The organism is Erythrobacter litoralis, from assembly GCF_029760855.1.
Lineage (GTDB): Bacteria > Pseudomonadota > Alphaproteobacteria > Sphingomonadales > Sphingomonadaceae > Qipengyuania > Qipengyuania litoralis_A.
Genome location: NZ_SOSI01000001.1, coordinates 405,397 through 419,240, shown reverse-complemented (window position 1 = coordinate 419,240; position 13,844 = coordinate 405,397). Strand labels below are relative to the sequence as shown.

Genomic DNA, 13,844 nt, shown 5'->3' with positions numbered 1-13,844 from the left:
TCAGCCTTCGATGCTTAAGAGGCCGCTTTCGGCAACCTGGCGATCCGCCTGCGCTTGTCCTTCGGCACGGGCGATGTAGCCTTTCGACTTCTCGACCTCGTCGGACAGGACATTGACCGTCTGCTTCATCGAATCGAGCGCGCGCAGTTTGAAGCTGTCGACCTCGTCCATTGTGTCGTAGATGTTCTGGAAGGCGCGCTGCAGCGTTTCCATCGGGATGGTGCTAGACGCGGCCTGTTCGTGGATCTTCGCCGTCTGGTCGCGCAACAGCGTGCCGGTGCTGTCGATGATGCCGGCGGTTGTGTCGTTAAGCGCCGTAATCTGGCCGAGGACAAGGCGCTGGTTGGTCATCGCCTCGGCCACCGTCACTGCCGTGCGCAGCGCGCTGACCGTGGTGGTGCTGGCCCGGTCGACGCCCTTCACCAGTTCCACATTGTTCTTCTTGACGAGATCGAGCGCGAGATAGCCCTGCACGCTCACCGCCATCTGGGTCAGCAGGTCCTGCGTGCGCTGACGGATGTAGAACAGGGCCGTTTCGCGCAGCGCTTTGGCTTTGGCCGGATCGGTCATGTCGAGCTCGGCAGCTTTCTCTTCCAGCCGCGTATCCAGCGTCTTGGAGATATGGATCATCTGTTCCAGATTGCCCATCGCCTCCCACAGCTTCTGCCGCTCGACGTCGATCGCCGCATTGTCCATCAAGAGCTCGTCGCGCCCGCTGGCAAGGTTGCCGAGGATCGACTGGATATGCGTCTGCGCGCTTTGGTAACTGCGGAAATAGTTGGTTAGCTTGTTGCCGAAAGGGATGATGCCGAGGATCTTGCGCGTGCCCGACAGCTTGCCGCGCTTGCCCGGGTCAAGGTCTTCCACCACGCGGCGCAGTTCGGCGAGGTCGGAGCCGACGCCCTCGTCCTTGTCCATCGCGCGCACCGGGCGGTCGAGGAAGCGGTTCGACATGCCGGCCGCGGCCGCGATTTCCTTGCGGCCCATATTGGTGAGCTGGTCGACCTTCTTGCCGAATTCGGGTGAGTTCGCATCCTGCGAGACCAAGTCGTTCACGAACCCGTCCACCTTGGCGTCGAGCTTGCTTTTCACCTCGTCGCTGACCGGGACCAGTCCCGCGGCCTTTTCCGCCGAAACGGTCGGCACGGGATCGGGCGGCGTGAGATCGAAATCGGTCGCCGTGGCGGTCTGCGTCTGGTTCTGGCTCATCGAACTCCCTCACGAACGGTCTCGCGGGGGGATGCCCCGCCTCATTCTGTATTAGGGCGATAAGACAGGGCTTTCAAGTCGCCAGTCGCCGCTAGGCCGCGATGTCGAGCGGCTGCAATTCGCCCGAAAGATACAGCCGCTTCGCCTTGGCGCGGCTCAGTTTACCCGAACTCGTACGCGGCAGGCTGCGCGGCGGAACGAGTTCGATCACGCAACTCATGCCGGTGACCCCGCGCACCTTGTCGGCGATCTGTTCGCGCAGCTTAATGCGTTCTTCGGGGTCGGACACGCGGCAGTGCACCAGCACGGCGGGCGCTTCCTCGCCGTCCTCCGCCTCGATTGCGAAGGCGGCGATATCGCCATGGTTGAAGCCGGGCAGCTGTTCCACGGCCCATTCGATATCCTGCGGCCAGAGGTTCTTGCCATTGATGATGATCATGTCCTTCGCTCGCCCGACGATGAACAGGTAGCCGTTTGCCATGTATCCCATGTCGCCCGTATCGAGCCAGCCGTCGACGAGACAGGCGCGGGTCGCCTCCTCGTTGCGGAAGTAGGAGTGCATGACGCTTTCCCCGCGGCACCAGACCGTGCCGATCTGGTGATCCGCCTTGGCCGCGCCCTGTTCGTCACGGATTTCCACTTCCATACCCGGCAGCGCCTTCCCGCAATTCACGATGGCGCGATAGCGGGCCGGACGGGCAAGGTTGCGGGGCGCGCCCGAGAGGCGTTCCTCCTCCACCAGTTCGACGCGGATGCCTTCGCCCGGCGGCATGACCGTGACGGCCAGCGTCGCCTCGGCAAGGCCGTAACTCGGCGTAAAGGCGGCGGCCTTGAAGCCGGCGGGCGCAAAGGCGTTGACGAAGCTCTGCATAACGTCGGGCCGGATCATGTCCGCTCCGTTCCCCGCGGTGCGCCAGCGCGACAAGTCGAACCGATCGGAGACGCTGCTCTGGCTCGAGATGCGCCGCGCGCAAATGTCGTACCCAAAGGTAGGCGAATAGCTGAGCGTATTTCCCCGGTTGCGGCTGATCAGATCGAGCCATGCAAGCGGACGGCGTGCGAAATGTTCGGTTTTGAGGTAATCGACCGAAGCCTGGTTCGCGATAGGCGAGAGGAAGCAGCCAACCAGACCCATATCGTGATACCATGGCAGCCAGCTAACCACGCGGTCGTTCTCGCCCAGATCGACGCCTGCGGCATGGCCGTGCAGGTTATGCAGAAGCGCCTTGTGCGTCACCGCGACCCCGGTGGGAAACCGCGTCGATCCGCTGGAATATTGGAGGTAACAGATGTCGTCCGGCTGCGCTTCGGGCAGGTCGCATTCGGGATCGGGGCGGGCGGCGAAGTCTTCCCAACTCGTACCTTCGCAGCCTTGTTTATTCGCCGCCGCTTGCGCCATTTCGGCAATGTCGCCGGGATAGATCAGCATTTTCGGATCGCTGCTTTCGAGCTGGACCGAAAGCTGATCGATATAGCTTTCCTTGCCGCCGAAGGTTGTTGGCAGCGGCAGGGGCACGGGCCATGCACCGACATAGGTGCACGCGCAGAACAGCGCAGCGAATTCGGGGCACGTTTCGGCGATGAGCGCCACCCGATCCCCCTTCGCGATGCCCGATGCGACGAGCTGCCGCGCAAGCTTCAGCGCATCGCCGCGAAGTTCGGAAAACGGATAGGGTCGGGCGAGATCGCCGCGCATATCATGGAAATTGAGACCCTTCTCGCTTTGCGCCGCATAATCGATCGCTTCGGTCAAAGTCGCGAAATCGGACCGCCGACGAGGCAGGCTGCAATCGTTCGGCGTCGGCGTCAAAGCGTCGTCGGTCATAGAAGTTACCTGCAAAATCCGTGAAATTCTCGCACCCTGCGGTGCTTTCGGCTATTTGTTCAGCCGCCTCTCCCTGGCGGTCGTGTCTTCGATCTTTCCCATTTCATAAGGAACATGGCAGTAATATGGCAAATGGGTGAACCACGAACAACATACGATAAGAAACGCCGCGCGCCTAAACCGCTCGATCCGGTACGGCTGAACGATCTGGCGCTGGCATACGTGGCACGTTTCGCGACGACGGCCGCCAAATTGCAGCGTTACCTTATCCGAAAAATACGGCAGCGAGGCTGGGAAGACGAGACGCAGCCCGACATCGACGGTCTCGTCGCCCGGTTCGTGGAGAACGGATATGTGGACGATGCCGTATACGGACGGGCAAAAGCCGGCGGGCTGGTCGCCCGAGGTTATGGAGAGCGCCGCGTCGAGCAGGCGCTGCGCGCCGACGGTATCGACGAAACCTTGCGGGCGCGCTTCGCTCCGGGCGAATACGAGGCGCGCGGGGCAATCCAGCATCTCGCGCGGCGGCGGAAATTCGGCCCATTCGGGCAGCCGCGCGCCACGCTAGACCGGGAAGCGGGTGCCAAGCTCTACGAAAAGCAGCTTGCCGCGATGATCCGTGCGGGCCATAATTTCGAGATGGCGCGCCGCGTACTCGATGCCGCCACCGAGGAGGAGTTGGACGAATGGGTCGCCGAAGCATCGGATTTGGATTACGAACGGCGGGATTAAGCGCAGCATTTCTCGCGCTTGCGGCCTGTTCGCCGCAGGCACAGACGGCCAATGCCACGCAATCATCCAACGCACCGGCAGAGGCGTCGGTCCACCCGGTCAGCGGGTTAAGCGTCATTCCCCTGACCGTGACTAGCGGAAACACCGTTCACCGCTTTCAGGCCGAACTCGCCGATACGCCCGCGGCGCAGCAGCGCGGTCTAATGTTCCGTACCGAACTCGGCCCGAATGAGGGGATGATCTTCCCCAGCAACCCGCAGACCGCGCGCAGCTTCTGGATGAAGAACACGCCGCTCCCGCTCGACATTATCTTCATCGGACCCGACCGGCGCATTCTCAATATCGCTGCCGAAACCCCGCCCTATACCGAAGAAAGCGTATCGTCGGAGGGAATCACCAGCGGCGTGCTCGAACTGATCGGGGGGCGCGCGGCGGAATTGGGACTGGAGCCGGGCGACAAGGTCGACTGGTAACATGCGGCTCGCGATTCATCAGCTTGGCCAGCGGCGTGTAATCGGCTAACCGGCGGCCCATGAACTTTCTCGGCAAGATATTCACGTGGTGGAACGGCGCCACCATCGGCACGGCGCTTTGGAGCTGGCGCAATGGCGAGCATGTCGGCACCGATGCGATGGGTAACAAGTATTATCGCTCCAAGAACAAGCGCGACAATCTTACCACCGACGGTTCCTATACCGGCAAGGAACGACGCTGGGTGATCTATGACGGCGCCAACGATGCGAGCCGCGTGCCTGCTGAATGGCATGGCTGGCTGCACGGGGCGGGCGAAGATGTGCCCGAAAGCTTCCTTCCTCCGCCGCGTATCTGGGAAACGGATTATTCGCCCAATGCGACCGGCACGAACGAAGCCTACCTTCCGCAGGGCGCCTTGCAGAAAGGCGGCAACCGCGCGCGGGCTGTAGGCGATTACGAAGCCTGGAACCCGGACGCCTGACCATGCGCCGCGCCGCCGCGCTCATCCTGCCGCTTGCGGTGCTGGCGGGCTGCGACGCCGAAGCGCCTCCCGCGCAGCCGACAGAGACGGCTACCGCTATTCCCGCCGATCTCGAGACGGTCGAGATGCCCGATATCCCCGCGGAAGAAGTCGGCATCGGCACCCCGCTTCAGGAGCGGGTGGCTACGCTCGGCATATTGAACAAGCGCAACAATTTGAGCGAGGATATCGAGCTTAGCCCCGGCCAATCCCGCCGGATCGGCGATGTGATCGTGCGCCTGCAATCGTGCGAGCGAACCGCGCCTTGGGAAATGCCGAAGGAGACCGGTGCGTTCGTGCAGGTTCTGGTCAAGCAGCGCGGCACTGAAAATAGCTTCCGAAAGATCTTTTCAGGCTGGCTGTTCAAGAACTCGCCCAGCCTCAACGTGGTCGAGCATCCGATCTACGATGTCTGGATCAAGGACTGCGCGATGGAGTTTCCGGGCGAGGAGTGAGCGTTGAAGGCCGCGACGGCTTCGGGAATGCCTGCCCGAGGTGATCCGCGCGCTTCGATCAACTTCGCGACATAGGCGCTTTGCGTCATGGCGACCGCGCCCATGCTGGCGAGATGGTCCGTCATGAACTGGCAGTCCAAAAGCGCGTAGCCCGCGTCCCGCATCGCCGCGACCAACCAAGCCAGCGCCACCTTGCTGGCATTGTCCATTCGGCTGAACATGCTTTCGCCGCAAAAGACACGGTCGAACGCAACGCCGTAAAGCCCGCCGACCAGCGCCCCGTCCTGCCAGACTTCGACGGAATGGGCATGGCCCTGCTCGTTTAGCGCAATGTAGCTCGCCTCGATCTGGCGGCTAATCCAGCTTTCGGCATGATCTTCGCGCGGGGCGGCACATTCGGCGATGACGGCCTCGAAATCGCTGTCTGCACTCACCTCGAACCGGTTCTGCCGGATGACCTTGCGCAAGGATCGCGATAGCCGGAAGCCGTTCAGGGGAATGATCGCCCGCTCTTTCGGCTCGACCCAGTACACTTCGCGATCATCGCGAAAGTCCGCCATGGGGAAGATACCGCTGCGATAGGCGCGCAGCAGCAGTTCGGCCGGAATCGGGGGCGGTTGCGGCGGGGCATGCATGGGTGCCGCCTTAGCCGAGGATTGTGATCCGCGCATCCCGCTTGCATTGCGCCGCACCCCGGACTAATGCGGCGCGCGCTGCAGGGGTGTAGCTCAGCTGGTAGAGCATCGGTCTCCAAAACCGAGGGCCACGGGTTCGAATCCTGTCACCCCTGCCATTTTCCTCTTGCCGCTTGTCGCATCGGAACGAGCGCTTTATCGCGCCGAGCCATGGACGAAACATCGAAAGACCGCGATCTGGCGGATCGCAAATTCTACCCGGCGGAAAAAGAAGCCGAGTTCGAGAAAACTCTCTCCAAGCAGACGCCGCAGACGCTGCATCCGGCTTACAAGCTGGCGTTTCAGGACAACGATTTCCTGTTGCGCGAGGAATTGCGCCCGGTCCGTTTTCAGCTCGAACTGCTGAAGCCCGAAATGCTGCTCGACGAAGCGGGCGTCGGTTCCACGCTCGTAATATACGGTTCCGCCCGCATCCCGCCGCCGGAAGCAGTGGAGACGGCGCTGGAAGGCGCGAAGGACCTGCCGGACGACGAACGGATCGTGGTCGAGAAGCTGACCGAGAAAGCGAAATACTACACCGAGGCTTACAACCTCGCCAAAATGGCGAGCGAACGCTCGATCGTCGAGAACGGCAAGCGGCAGTTCGTGGTGTGTTCAGGCGGTGGTCCATCCATCATGGAGGCTGCCAACCGCGGAGCGAGCGATGCGGGGGCCGAAAGCGTCGGCCTCAACATCATCCTCCCGCACGAACAGGCGCCCAACCAGTATGTCACGCCTTATCTTTCGCTGAACTTCCACTATTTCGCGTTGCGCAAGATGCACTTCCTGCTGCGCGCCAAGGCAGTGGCGGTGTTCCCCGGTGGCTTCGGCACGTTCGACGAGTTCTTCGAACTGCTGACATTGATCCAGACCGGCAAGATGAAGCCGATGCCGATCCTGTTATTCGGCAAGGACTTCTGGACGCGCGTGATCGATTTCGACGCTCTGGCGGAGGAAGGGACGATTTCGCGCAAGGACCTCGACCTGTTCCGCTGGTGTGAAACGGCGGACGAGGCTTGGGGGCATATCTCCCGCTTCTATGATCTGAAGCGCTGAGGCCGTCAGTCTATTTTGCGTACGGCCTGATGCCCCATCGGTCCGGCGCCTGACCCGAAGCCGGGCGCCGCGCTGATGGCCTCGCGCGTGAAATTACGGGCAAGGCGCACGGCATGTTCGAGCGGCATTCTGTGCCCCAGAAACGTAGCCAGTGCGGCAGACAGGGTACAGCCCGTGCCGTGCGTATGGCGGGTGTCGATCTTGGGATCCGTAAAGCTGGCATAGCGCCCTTCGGGATCGAACAGGCGGTCTGTCACGTCCCGTCCTGCTGCATGGCCCCCCTTTACAAGAACAGCGCAGCCATGGCGTGCAATGAGCAATTCCGCCGCCTCGGCAATTGCCTCGTCGCTGTCGCATTCGATACCGGTCAGCGCGGCAAGTTCAGGGAGGTTCGGTGTGACCACACGGCTGATTGACATGAGCAGGTCGAACCCACGGATCGTCTCGTCGTCTGCCAGAACCGATCCGCTGGTGGCGACCATGACCGGATCGAAGACGACGGGCGCCTTACTATCGACCAGCGCGCGTTCGATGGCGTTAGCAATCGCACGGCTGCCGACCATTCCGATCTTGATCGCGTCGGCGCCGATATCGCTCAAGCAGGCAGCGATCTGATCCGCGATGAACGATGCGGGCAGGGTTTCCACTCCCAAAACGCCCGTCGTATTTTGCGCAGTAACGGCGGTGATAGCCGTCATCCCGTAGCCGCCCAGCATGGTAATGGTCTTGAGGTCGGCCTGGATGCCCGCGCCGCCCGAACTGTCCGATCCGGCAATGGAGAGAATGCGCGGCGGTTTGCGCGTTTGCGATGGCGCCCAACTCATGCCGCGTCGCGCACGGCTTCGCAGATCCGATCGACTACGCGTTCGACCTGCGCCGCATCATCGCCTTCCGCCATTACGCGAATGACCGGTTCGGTGCCGGACGGCCGGATCACTAGTCGACCCGTTCCCGCCAGTTCCGCCTCGGCGTCGGCGATGCAGCTTCTAACGCTCTCCGCTTCGAGCGGCTTGCCGCCGTCAAACCGTACGTTCTTGAGAAGCTGCGGCACCGGATCGAATACGTGGAGCAATTCGCTCGCCGGTTTGCCCGATCGCACCAAGCTTGCCAGCACGCGCATCGCGGCGATGGTGCCGTCTCCGGTGGTCGCGTGATCCAGCAGGATCATGTGGCCCGATTGCTCGCCGCCAACATTGAAACCGCCCTGTTTCATGCGTTCGAGCACGTAACGATCACCGACCTTGGTCCGCTCAAGCGAAAGGCCTTCGCCTTGCAGATAGCGTTCGAGGCCGAGATTGCTCATCACCGTCGCCACCACGCCCCCGCCGGTCAACGCATCGCGCGCTTTCAAGCGCGTGGCGATGAGCGCCATGATCTGATCACCGTCGACCGGCTTGCCCTTTTCGTCGATCACGATCAGCCGGTCGGCATCGCCGTCGAGCGCAATGCCGATATCCGCCCCTTCCTCGACTACGCGCGCGCAGATCGCATCGAGCGCGGTGGAGCCGACATCACGGTTGATATTGGTTCCATCGGGTTCGACGCCCATCGAGACAACGTCTGCTCCCAGTTCCCAGATCGCGGCGGGCGCCACCTGATAGGCCGCGCCGTGCGCGCAATCGACGACGACCTTTAGATCGTCGAACCGCACGTCGCTTGAAACCGATTGCTTGACCGCATGGATGTACCGTCCGCGGGCATCATCGATCCGGCGGGCCCGACCGATGCGCGAGGCCTCGACCAGCAGTGGTTCCTGTTCAAGCAGGCGTTCGATACTGCTTTCCGCATCGTCGGACAGCTTGAACCCGTCCGGCCCGAACAGCTTGATCCCGTTATCCTCGTAAGGATTGTGACTGGCGGAAATCATTACGCCGAGATCGGCGCGCATCTCGCGGGTGAGAAGGGCAATGGCGGGCGTCGGCAGCGGCCCGGTCATAATGACGTCCATGCCGACGCTGGTGAAGCCGGCAACCAGCGCGCTTTCCATCATGTAGCCCGAAAGGCGGGTGTCCTTGCCGATAACGACCCGGTGCCGGTGCCCGCCCCGCAGGAAATGCGTACCGGCCGCTTGGCCGACCTTCATTGCCATCGCCGCTGTCATCGCGCCTTCGTTTGTGCGCCCGCGAATGCCGTCCGTGCCGAAGAATTTGCGTGCCATACGTCCCGCCGTGCCTGTGTTCGGAGAAATCGCGTTGTAAGGATGCGAAGGTCGAAGGGAAGGGGGCAATCGCGTAATCGGCCCGGAATATCGAGGCTGATGCAACCGTTGACCGTCCCGCTCGTTAGGTAGGCAAAGCCCTTTCTATTCACTCAATGGCATTTAGAGGACCAGACTATGGCATTCGATCTCATCGATCTCCCGTACGAAAAGACCGCGCTCAATCCGGCAATTTCGGAGGAGACGCTAAACTATCACCACGGCAAGCATCACAAAGCTTATATCGACAAGACCAACAAAGCGATCGAGGACAAAAGCACGTCCGACGATTCGCTGATCGCGGTAATCAAGAGCGCCCGCGGTAGCGACCAGGGGTTGTTCAACAACTCCGCTCAAAGCTGGAACCACGGCTTCTACTGGCATTCGCTTGCCAGCGAAGAAACGGCTGCGTCTGACGAGTTGACGAGCATGATCAAGAGCGCGTTCGGTTCGGTCGACGAGCTGAAGGATAAGCTGAAAGAGCGCGGCGCAGGGCATTTCGCCAGCGGCTGGGTTTGGCTTGCCGAAAAGAACGGCGAACTGACCATCATGGAGACGCATGATGGCGATACCTTGGCCGATCAGGAAGGCATCAACCCGCTGCTCACGATCGACCTGTGGGAGCATGCCTATTACCTCGATCACCAGAATGCGCGTCCGGAATATCTCGAGCAGGTGACCGACAAGCTCAACTGGAGCTTCGCGAGCGAGAACCTCGCGCGTGGCACGACTTGGGAATATCCAGGCTAAGACTAGAGCAACACGATAAACAGGCCCGTCGCTCTTCGGAGCGGCGGGCTTTTTTATTGCGCTTGGGTTATATCCGCTTCTTCGTCGCCGATTGGAAGGGACGGGAACAATGGTTCGCCGAAAATGAAGCCGATCAGGTTCGGGCGACCGACATGGTCGAACAGAGCCGTCAGGATCAGCAGGATTGGCACAGAAAGTAGTGCGCCCAATACGCCCCAAACCCATGTGAAATAGGATAGCGCGATCAGAATCATGACCGGGTTCATTGTGAAGCGCGCACCGAGGATCGATGGAGTGACAACATTCGCTTCTACGGCATGCAGCCCTAGATAGGCTGTCGCTGGGATGAGGCCCACGATCACCGTTTCGCTCGTTCCGATGCCGTAAAGGGCAAGTAATCCGATCATGACCGTCGGCCCGATATAGGGGAGGAAGTTCAGGATCGCGGCCAGCCCGCCCCACATGATCGGCACTTCCAAGCCGAGCAGCCATGCGCCCAGTGTCACCACCGCTCCCACCAGCGCATTGATCCACCCCACCGTGAGGATGTAGGCGGCAACCCGGTCCTGCACCTCGCGCAGAACGCGGGCGGCCTTGATGCTCGATCCGAAATTGGAGCGACCAAGAAGGAGCTTCTGACGCAGACGGACACGCGCCTCGATCATGAAGAAGGCCATCAACAGCGTGAGTATGGTCTCGACGACGACCGTCGGCGTCGCGAAGGCGACCTCTTCCAGCCAACTCGGCCCTGCGAGAACGACCTCGCGCCCGCCGGATTGAGGAAGAAGCTCGCCGAGCTGCCGGTTGATATCGCCGATCCAGGCGAACTGGTTGCGCAGCTCGGAAAACCGCGCGCCGACCCCGTCGACCAGAACGGGAAGCCCTTCGAACAGAACGACCGCCGGCTGGAGTATCAAGCCTAATGCGGCGAGTACGATCGCAAAAAATACGATCAGCGAAACGAGGGCAGCCAAGCCATTTGGCACGCCGACGCCGTTCATCCGGTCGGCCAACGGAGACAGGATGATCGTCAACACGATTGCCGTGACGATCGGCAGGAACACGACTGCACCGATCGAAAGCACAAAGGGCAGGGCAAGGAATACGCCAAGGCCGATAAGAACGACGAGCGCGGAGACGAGGCGCAGTTCCTGCTCGGCCAAGGCATTACCGCGCCGCTCGGTTTCCTCTTGTGTGTCGGGATCGCTCATCCGGATGTTCGCGGGACCGTCGGCGACATGCCCCGCGTCATCCTGCTATCGCGATACAGAGCCATTCCCGGCGGCCACATCGTCGAGTTCTTCGAGAATAGCGCGATGGGCGGCCGCATCGTCGGTGGATCGTTGAGGAATGCTTCCGTCCGTCAACATGGCATTCAACGCGGCCCTCGCGCGCCCGACGCGACTTTTGATCGTACCGACGGCGCAGCCGCAGATATTCGCCGCTTCCTCATACGAAAAGCCGCCAGCGCCAACCAATAGCAACGCTTCACGCCGTTCGGGCGGCAACGTAAGCAAGGCGCGGTGCATGTCCGAGAGGTGGATCGGTTCTTCCTGTCCGGCAGGCGCGGTGAGGATCCGTTCCGCCACGGTCTCGTCGTAATCGCCGCGGAAGCGATTGCGGCGCATATCGGTGAGATAGGCGTTGCGCAGGATCACGAAGGTCCAGGCGCGCATGCTCGTCCCCGGCTGAAACCGCTCCTGTGCGGCCCACGCCTTCAACAGCGTTTCCTGCACCAGATCGTCGGCCATGTCCGCACGCCCGCACAGCCCGCGCGCAAAAGCGCGCAGGTGTGGAACGACGTCGGTCAGTTCCTGTTTGAAGTCGGCCTTCTCGGAGGCCGTTCTCGTCGTACCCCCCATCAGTCCTTCTTATCCAATCGCGAGAGCAGTTCGGTAAATTGATCCGGAAGCGGTTCTTCCACTACCGAGTCGTATAGCTGACGCAACCCGTTCGTCCAATCGGGTTGCCTGCCGGGCCGTGAATCTTTTTTTTTCGTGCGACCATCGTCGGCCTTCACCGTGCCGCCCGAGGGTTTTCCATCAGTCATGTTCGCAAAAGCGCCCTTTTTAAGGAATTCTGGCGATCGTAAATGTCGTACCCGCTCAAAGTTCGATCCCATAGGTTTGGCCCAAACGCAACGTTCCCGAAAGCGTTCCACACATAAAGATAGGTTGCGACGAAAGGTGGAACGAACATTCCCACCCGCGTTGAACCATAAGGGGCCAGGTCGTTAGCATATGAGAGATTAACTGACTCGAATGGATACACAGCGAAGGGGGCGAGGCACGCGGTGGCTGGTGGAATACCCGCGCGCCGTTCCCATTTTGATTTTTTTGCTCGTACTGAGTGTCACCGTGCTTAGCGTTTTTGCAATCGAGCGCGGCGAGCGTGTCCGCGAACGCGCGGAAATCATCCGTGACACACAGGCAATAGCAACGGCGATCGAGCGCCGCATCTACTCCCATTCCTCTTATCTACGTGCCGGAGCTGCGCTTTTCAGTGCGCAGGATAGCGTGGATCCTGCCACGTTCCGGCGTTTCGTCACCGAATTGCGATTGGATACGGATTATCGAGGCGCTGAGGGTTTAGGGTACGCTCCGGTCATCGATGCAAGCGAAGTTGTGGCATACGAGCAACGCCTGAATATGGGGCGAAATACGACCCGATCGGTCTGGCCCAGTTTGGCACAGCAGCCTCGCGACAAGCTCGTACCCGTCCTTTTCTTGAGGCCGGATACACAGCGCAACCGCCGCGCCTTGGGCTTCGATATGTACAGCGATCCGGTCCGTCGTGAAGCGATGGACGAAGCCGAACGAGACGGGCGACCGACGGCCACCGGTGAGATCGTTCTGAAACAGGAAGGGACGGGAGATGCCGCCGGCTTCAATATCTACATGCCTATATTCAACAATTCGGCAGTCGGGCGCGAACTGAAGGGCTTCATCTACAGTCCATTCAATGCGGCGCAATTTCTAGCGTCGACGTCGGAAAGCAGCTTGGGCGACGATATGGCTGTCCAACTGTCGGACCTCGCAACTGGGGATCTCATGGCACGTCGCGGCGAGTGGCGCGAAGAGGGTACGAGCATTTCCAGGCAGATCGACCTCGCCAATCACCCGGTCCGGCTGACGGTGCAGAGTGCGGTGGATACGACGCTTTCGCCGCTCTCGCTTATTACGTTGCTCTCGGGCCTCGCCGTTGCCAGCCTGCTCACCATTGTCGCACGATTGCTGACAAAACAGGCGGCGGAAGATCACCGATCTTTGCAGTGGTTCGCCGAACAGAATTCGATCCGCAATTCCCTGACTCGTGAGCTCAATCACCGGGTGAAGAATACACTCGCCAACGTGCTGTCCATCGTTTCCATGACACGTCGGCGGGCAACGTCGCTCGACGAATTTGCGGAAGGGATCGATGCGCGCATCAGGGCGCTATCCGCTACGCACGATCTTCTGACGCAGTCCGATTGGGGTACGACGCCGGTACGAGCGGTCGTAGAAGCCGAACTTTCGCCCTATGCGCGCGACGAGGACCAGCAGATCGTGCTCGACGGGCCCGAGGTGGAACTGGCGCCGAACGACGCGCTGTCTCTCGGACTTGCGGTGCATGAGCTTGCCACGAATGCCACCAAGTATGGATCGTTGAGCGTGCCGGGCGGCCGTGTCGAGGTTCAGTGGGATCTCGTCACACCGGCTCTTGCCCAGATCGATTGGCGCGAGAGCGGCGGGCCCGATGTCACCCCGCCAAACAAGCGAGGCTTCGGTACGGATCTGATCGAGAAGATCGTCGCCCATGAATTACGGCAGCCGGTGGAGCTGGAGTTCGATCCGGCCGGTGTGCGATGCTCTTTACGCATCCCGGTCCGCGAGACCGGTGATTTCGAACTACGCAAAAAGAAGCTGTAAGACATTGCCGAAGGACAAAGAAAAGGGCCGCGGGAATTGCTCCC

Annotated in this window: 15 protein-coding genes and 1 tRNA gene; 8 read left to right on the top strand and 8 right to left on the bottom strand. The window is 61.1% G+C overall.

The features are described 5' to 3' along the window. Positions 1–1,209: a toxic anion resistance protein gene (locus E3U23_RS01935; RefSeq protein ID WP_279349492.1), complete on the bottom strand. Its 1,209-nt coding sequence runs from the start codon at positions 1,207–1,209 to the stop codon at positions 1–3. A gap of 91 nt (positions 1,210–1,300) precedes the next feature. Next, complete coding sequence (locus E3U23_RS01930; protein WP_279349491.1) at positions 1,301–3,034, bottom strand: fatty acyl-AMP ligase; 1,734 nt, start codon at positions 3,032–3,034, stop codon at positions 1,301–1,303. Between the two features lie 132 nt (positions 3,035–3,166). On the opposite strand from E3U23_RS01930, the gene E3U23_RS01925 reads away from it, so the two are divergent. The 4 genes from E3U23_RS01925 to E3U23_RS01910 are packed head-to-tail and all read left to right on the top strand — an operon-like array spanning position 3,167 to position 5,215. After that, positions 3,167–3,766, top strand: coding sequence for a regulatory protein RecX (locus E3U23_RS01925; protein ID WP_279349490.1), 600 nt, complete (start codon positions 3,167–3,169; stop codon positions 3,764–3,766). Then, positions 3,721–4,239, top strand: a complete 519-nt coding sequence (locus tag E3U23_RS01920) for a DUF192 domain-containing protein (RefSeq protein WP_279349489.1) — start codon at positions 3,721–3,723, stop codon at positions 4,237–4,239. The genes E3U23_RS01925 and E3U23_RS01920 overlap by 46 nt, the downstream gene beginning before the upstream one ends. Before the next feature lie 59 nt (positions 4,240–4,298). Next, positions 4,299–4,721, top strand: coding sequence for an NADH:ubiquinone oxidoreductase subunit NDUFA12 (locus E3U23_RS01915; protein WP_279349488.1), 423 nt, complete (start codon positions 4,299–4,301; stop codon positions 4,719–4,721). Positions 4,722–4,723: 2 nt separating this feature from the next. Further along, a complete protein-coding gene (locus tag E3U23_RS01910; RefSeq protein ID WP_279349487.1) occupies positions 4,724–5,215 on the top strand; it encodes a DUF2155 domain-containing protein in 492 nt (163 codons plus the stop codon). Here E3U23_RS01910 and aat read toward each other — a convergent pair. Next, positions 5,164–5,850: a leucyl/phenylalanyl-tRNA--protein transferase gene (gene aat, locus E3U23_RS01905; protein ID WP_279349486.1), complete on the bottom strand. Its 687-nt coding sequence runs from the start codon at positions 5,848–5,850 to the stop codon at positions 5,164–5,166. The genes E3U23_RS01910 and aat overlap by 52 nt on opposite strands. 82 nt (positions 5,851–5,932) lie before the next feature. On the opposite strand from aat, the gene E3U23_RS01900 reads away from it, so the two are divergent. Further along, positions 5,933–6,008 (top strand) — tRNA-Trp (locus tag E3U23_RS01900). Positions 6,009–6,060: 52 nt separating this feature from the next. After that, on the top strand, positions 6,061–6,945 hold the full coding sequence (locus E3U23_RS01895) for an LOG family protein (protein WP_279349485.1): 885 nt from the start codon (positions 6,061–6,063) through the stop codon (positions 6,943–6,945). Between the two features lie 5 nt (positions 6,946–6,950). Here the strand turns inward: E3U23_RS01895 and thiD are convergent, their stop codons facing one another. Continuing rightward, positions 6,951–7,769, bottom strand: a complete 819-nt coding sequence (thiD, locus tag E3U23_RS01890; RefSeq protein WP_279349484.1) for a bifunctional hydroxymethylpyrimidine kinase/phosphomethylpyrimidine kinase — start codon at positions 7,767–7,769, stop codon at positions 6,951–6,953. Next, positions 7,766–9,103: a phosphoglucosamine mutase gene (glmM, locus tag E3U23_RS01885; protein WP_279349483.1), complete on the bottom strand. Its 1,338-nt coding sequence runs from the start codon at positions 9,101–9,103 to the stop codon at positions 7,766–7,768. The genes thiD and glmM overlap by 4 nt, the downstream gene beginning before the upstream one ends. A 177-nt stretch (positions 9,104–9,280) precedes the next feature. Here glmM and E3U23_RS01880 point away from each other — a divergent pair, with 177 nt between their 5' ends. Continuing rightward, entirely contained in the window at positions 9,281–9,892 is a 612-nt protein-coding gene (locus E3U23_RS01880) for a superoxide dismutase (protein WP_279349482.1), read from the top strand. Between the two features lie 53 nt (positions 9,893–9,945). On the opposite strand, the gene E3U23_RS01875 is transcribed toward E3U23_RS01880, so the two are convergent. The 3 genes from E3U23_RS01875 to E3U23_RS01865 are packed head-to-tail and all read right to left on the bottom strand — an operon-like array spanning position 9,946 to position 11,942. Next, a complete protein-coding gene (locus tag E3U23_RS01875) occupies positions 9,946–11,103 on the bottom strand; it encodes an AI-2E family transporter (protein WP_279349480.1) in 1,158 nt (385 codons plus the stop codon). Positions 11,104–11,148: 45 nt separating this feature from the next. Then, positions 11,149–11,754, bottom strand: a complete 606-nt coding sequence (locus tag E3U23_RS01870; protein ID WP_279349479.1) for a sigma-70 family RNA polymerase sigma factor — start codon at positions 11,752–11,754, stop codon at positions 11,149–11,151. Beyond that, positions 11,754–11,942 carry a NepR family anti-sigma factor gene (locus E3U23_RS01865; RefSeq protein ID WP_279349478.1) on the bottom strand — a complete coding sequence of 63 codons (189 nt, stop codon included), beginning with the start codon at positions 11,940–11,942 and terminating at the stop codon, positions 11,754–11,756. Before E3U23_RS01865 ends, E3U23_RS01870 begins: the two co-directional genes overlap by 1 nt. 307 nt (positions 11,943–12,249) lie before the next feature. On the opposite strand from E3U23_RS01865, the gene E3U23_RS01860 reads away from it, so the two are divergent. Beyond that, the gene (locus E3U23_RS01860) at positions 12,250–13,800 is read left to right on the top strand and encodes a CHASE domain-containing protein (protein WP_279349477.1); all 1,551 of its coding nucleotides are present in this window, start codon (positions 12,250–12,252) and stop codon (positions 13,798–13,800) included. Positions 13,801–13,844: the final 44 nt, after the last annotated feature.

Excerpts from the sequence above, each read along its gene's own strand:
- E3U23_RS01935 (WP_279349492.1), bottom strand. The coding sequence starts at position 1,209 with ATGAGCCAGAACCAGACGCAGACCGCCACGGCGACCGATTTCGATCTC.
- E3U23_RS01930 (WP_279349491.1), bottom strand. The coding sequence starts at position 3,034 with ATGACCGACGACGCTTTGACGCCGACGCCGAACGATTGCAGCCTGCCT.
- E3U23_RS01925 (WP_279349490.1), top strand. The coding sequence starts at position 3,167 with ATGGGTGAACCACGAACAACATACGATAAGAAACGCCGCGCGCCTAAA.
- E3U23_RS01920 (WP_279349489.1), top strand. The coding sequence starts at position 3,721 with ATGGGTCGCCGAAGCATCGGATTTGGATTACGAACGGCGGGATTAAGC.
- E3U23_RS01915 (WP_279349488.1), top strand. The coding sequence starts at position 4,299 with ATGAACTTTCTCGGCAAGATATTCACGTGGTGGAACGGCGCCACCATC.
- E3U23_RS01910 (WP_279349487.1), top strand. The coding sequence starts at position 4,724 with ATGCGCCGCGCCGCCGCGCTCATCCTGCCGCTTGCGGTGCTGGCGGGC.
- aat (WP_279349486.1), bottom strand. The coding sequence starts at position 5,850 with ATGCATGCCCCGCCGCAACCGCCCCCGATTCCGGCCGAACTGCTGCTG.
- E3U23_RS01895 (WP_279349485.1), top strand. The coding sequence starts at position 6,061 with ATGGACGAAACATCGAAAGACCGCGATCTGGCGGATCGCAAATTCTAC.
- thiD (WP_279349484.1), bottom strand. The coding sequence starts at position 7,769 with ATGAGTTGGGCGCCATCGCAAACGCGCAAACCGCCGCGCATTCTCTCC.
- glmM (WP_279349483.1), bottom strand. The coding sequence starts at position 9,103 with ATGGCACGCAAATTCTTCGGCACGGACGGCATTCGCGGGCGCACAAAC.
- E3U23_RS01880 (WP_279349482.1), top strand. The coding sequence starts at position 9,281 with ATGGCATTCGATCTCATCGATCTCCCGTACGAAAAGACCGCGCTCAAT.
- E3U23_RS01875 (WP_279349480.1), bottom strand. The coding sequence starts at position 11,103 with ATGAGCGATCCCGACACACAAGAGGAAACCGAGCGGCGCGGTAATGCC.
- E3U23_RS01870 (WP_279349479.1), bottom strand. The coding sequence starts at position 11,754 with ATGGGGGGTACGACGAGAACGGCCTCCGAGAAGGCCGACTTCAAACAG.
- E3U23_RS01865 (WP_279349478.1), bottom strand. The coding sequence starts at position 11,942 with ATGACTGATGGAAAACCCTCGGGCGGCACGGTGAAGGCCGACGATGGT.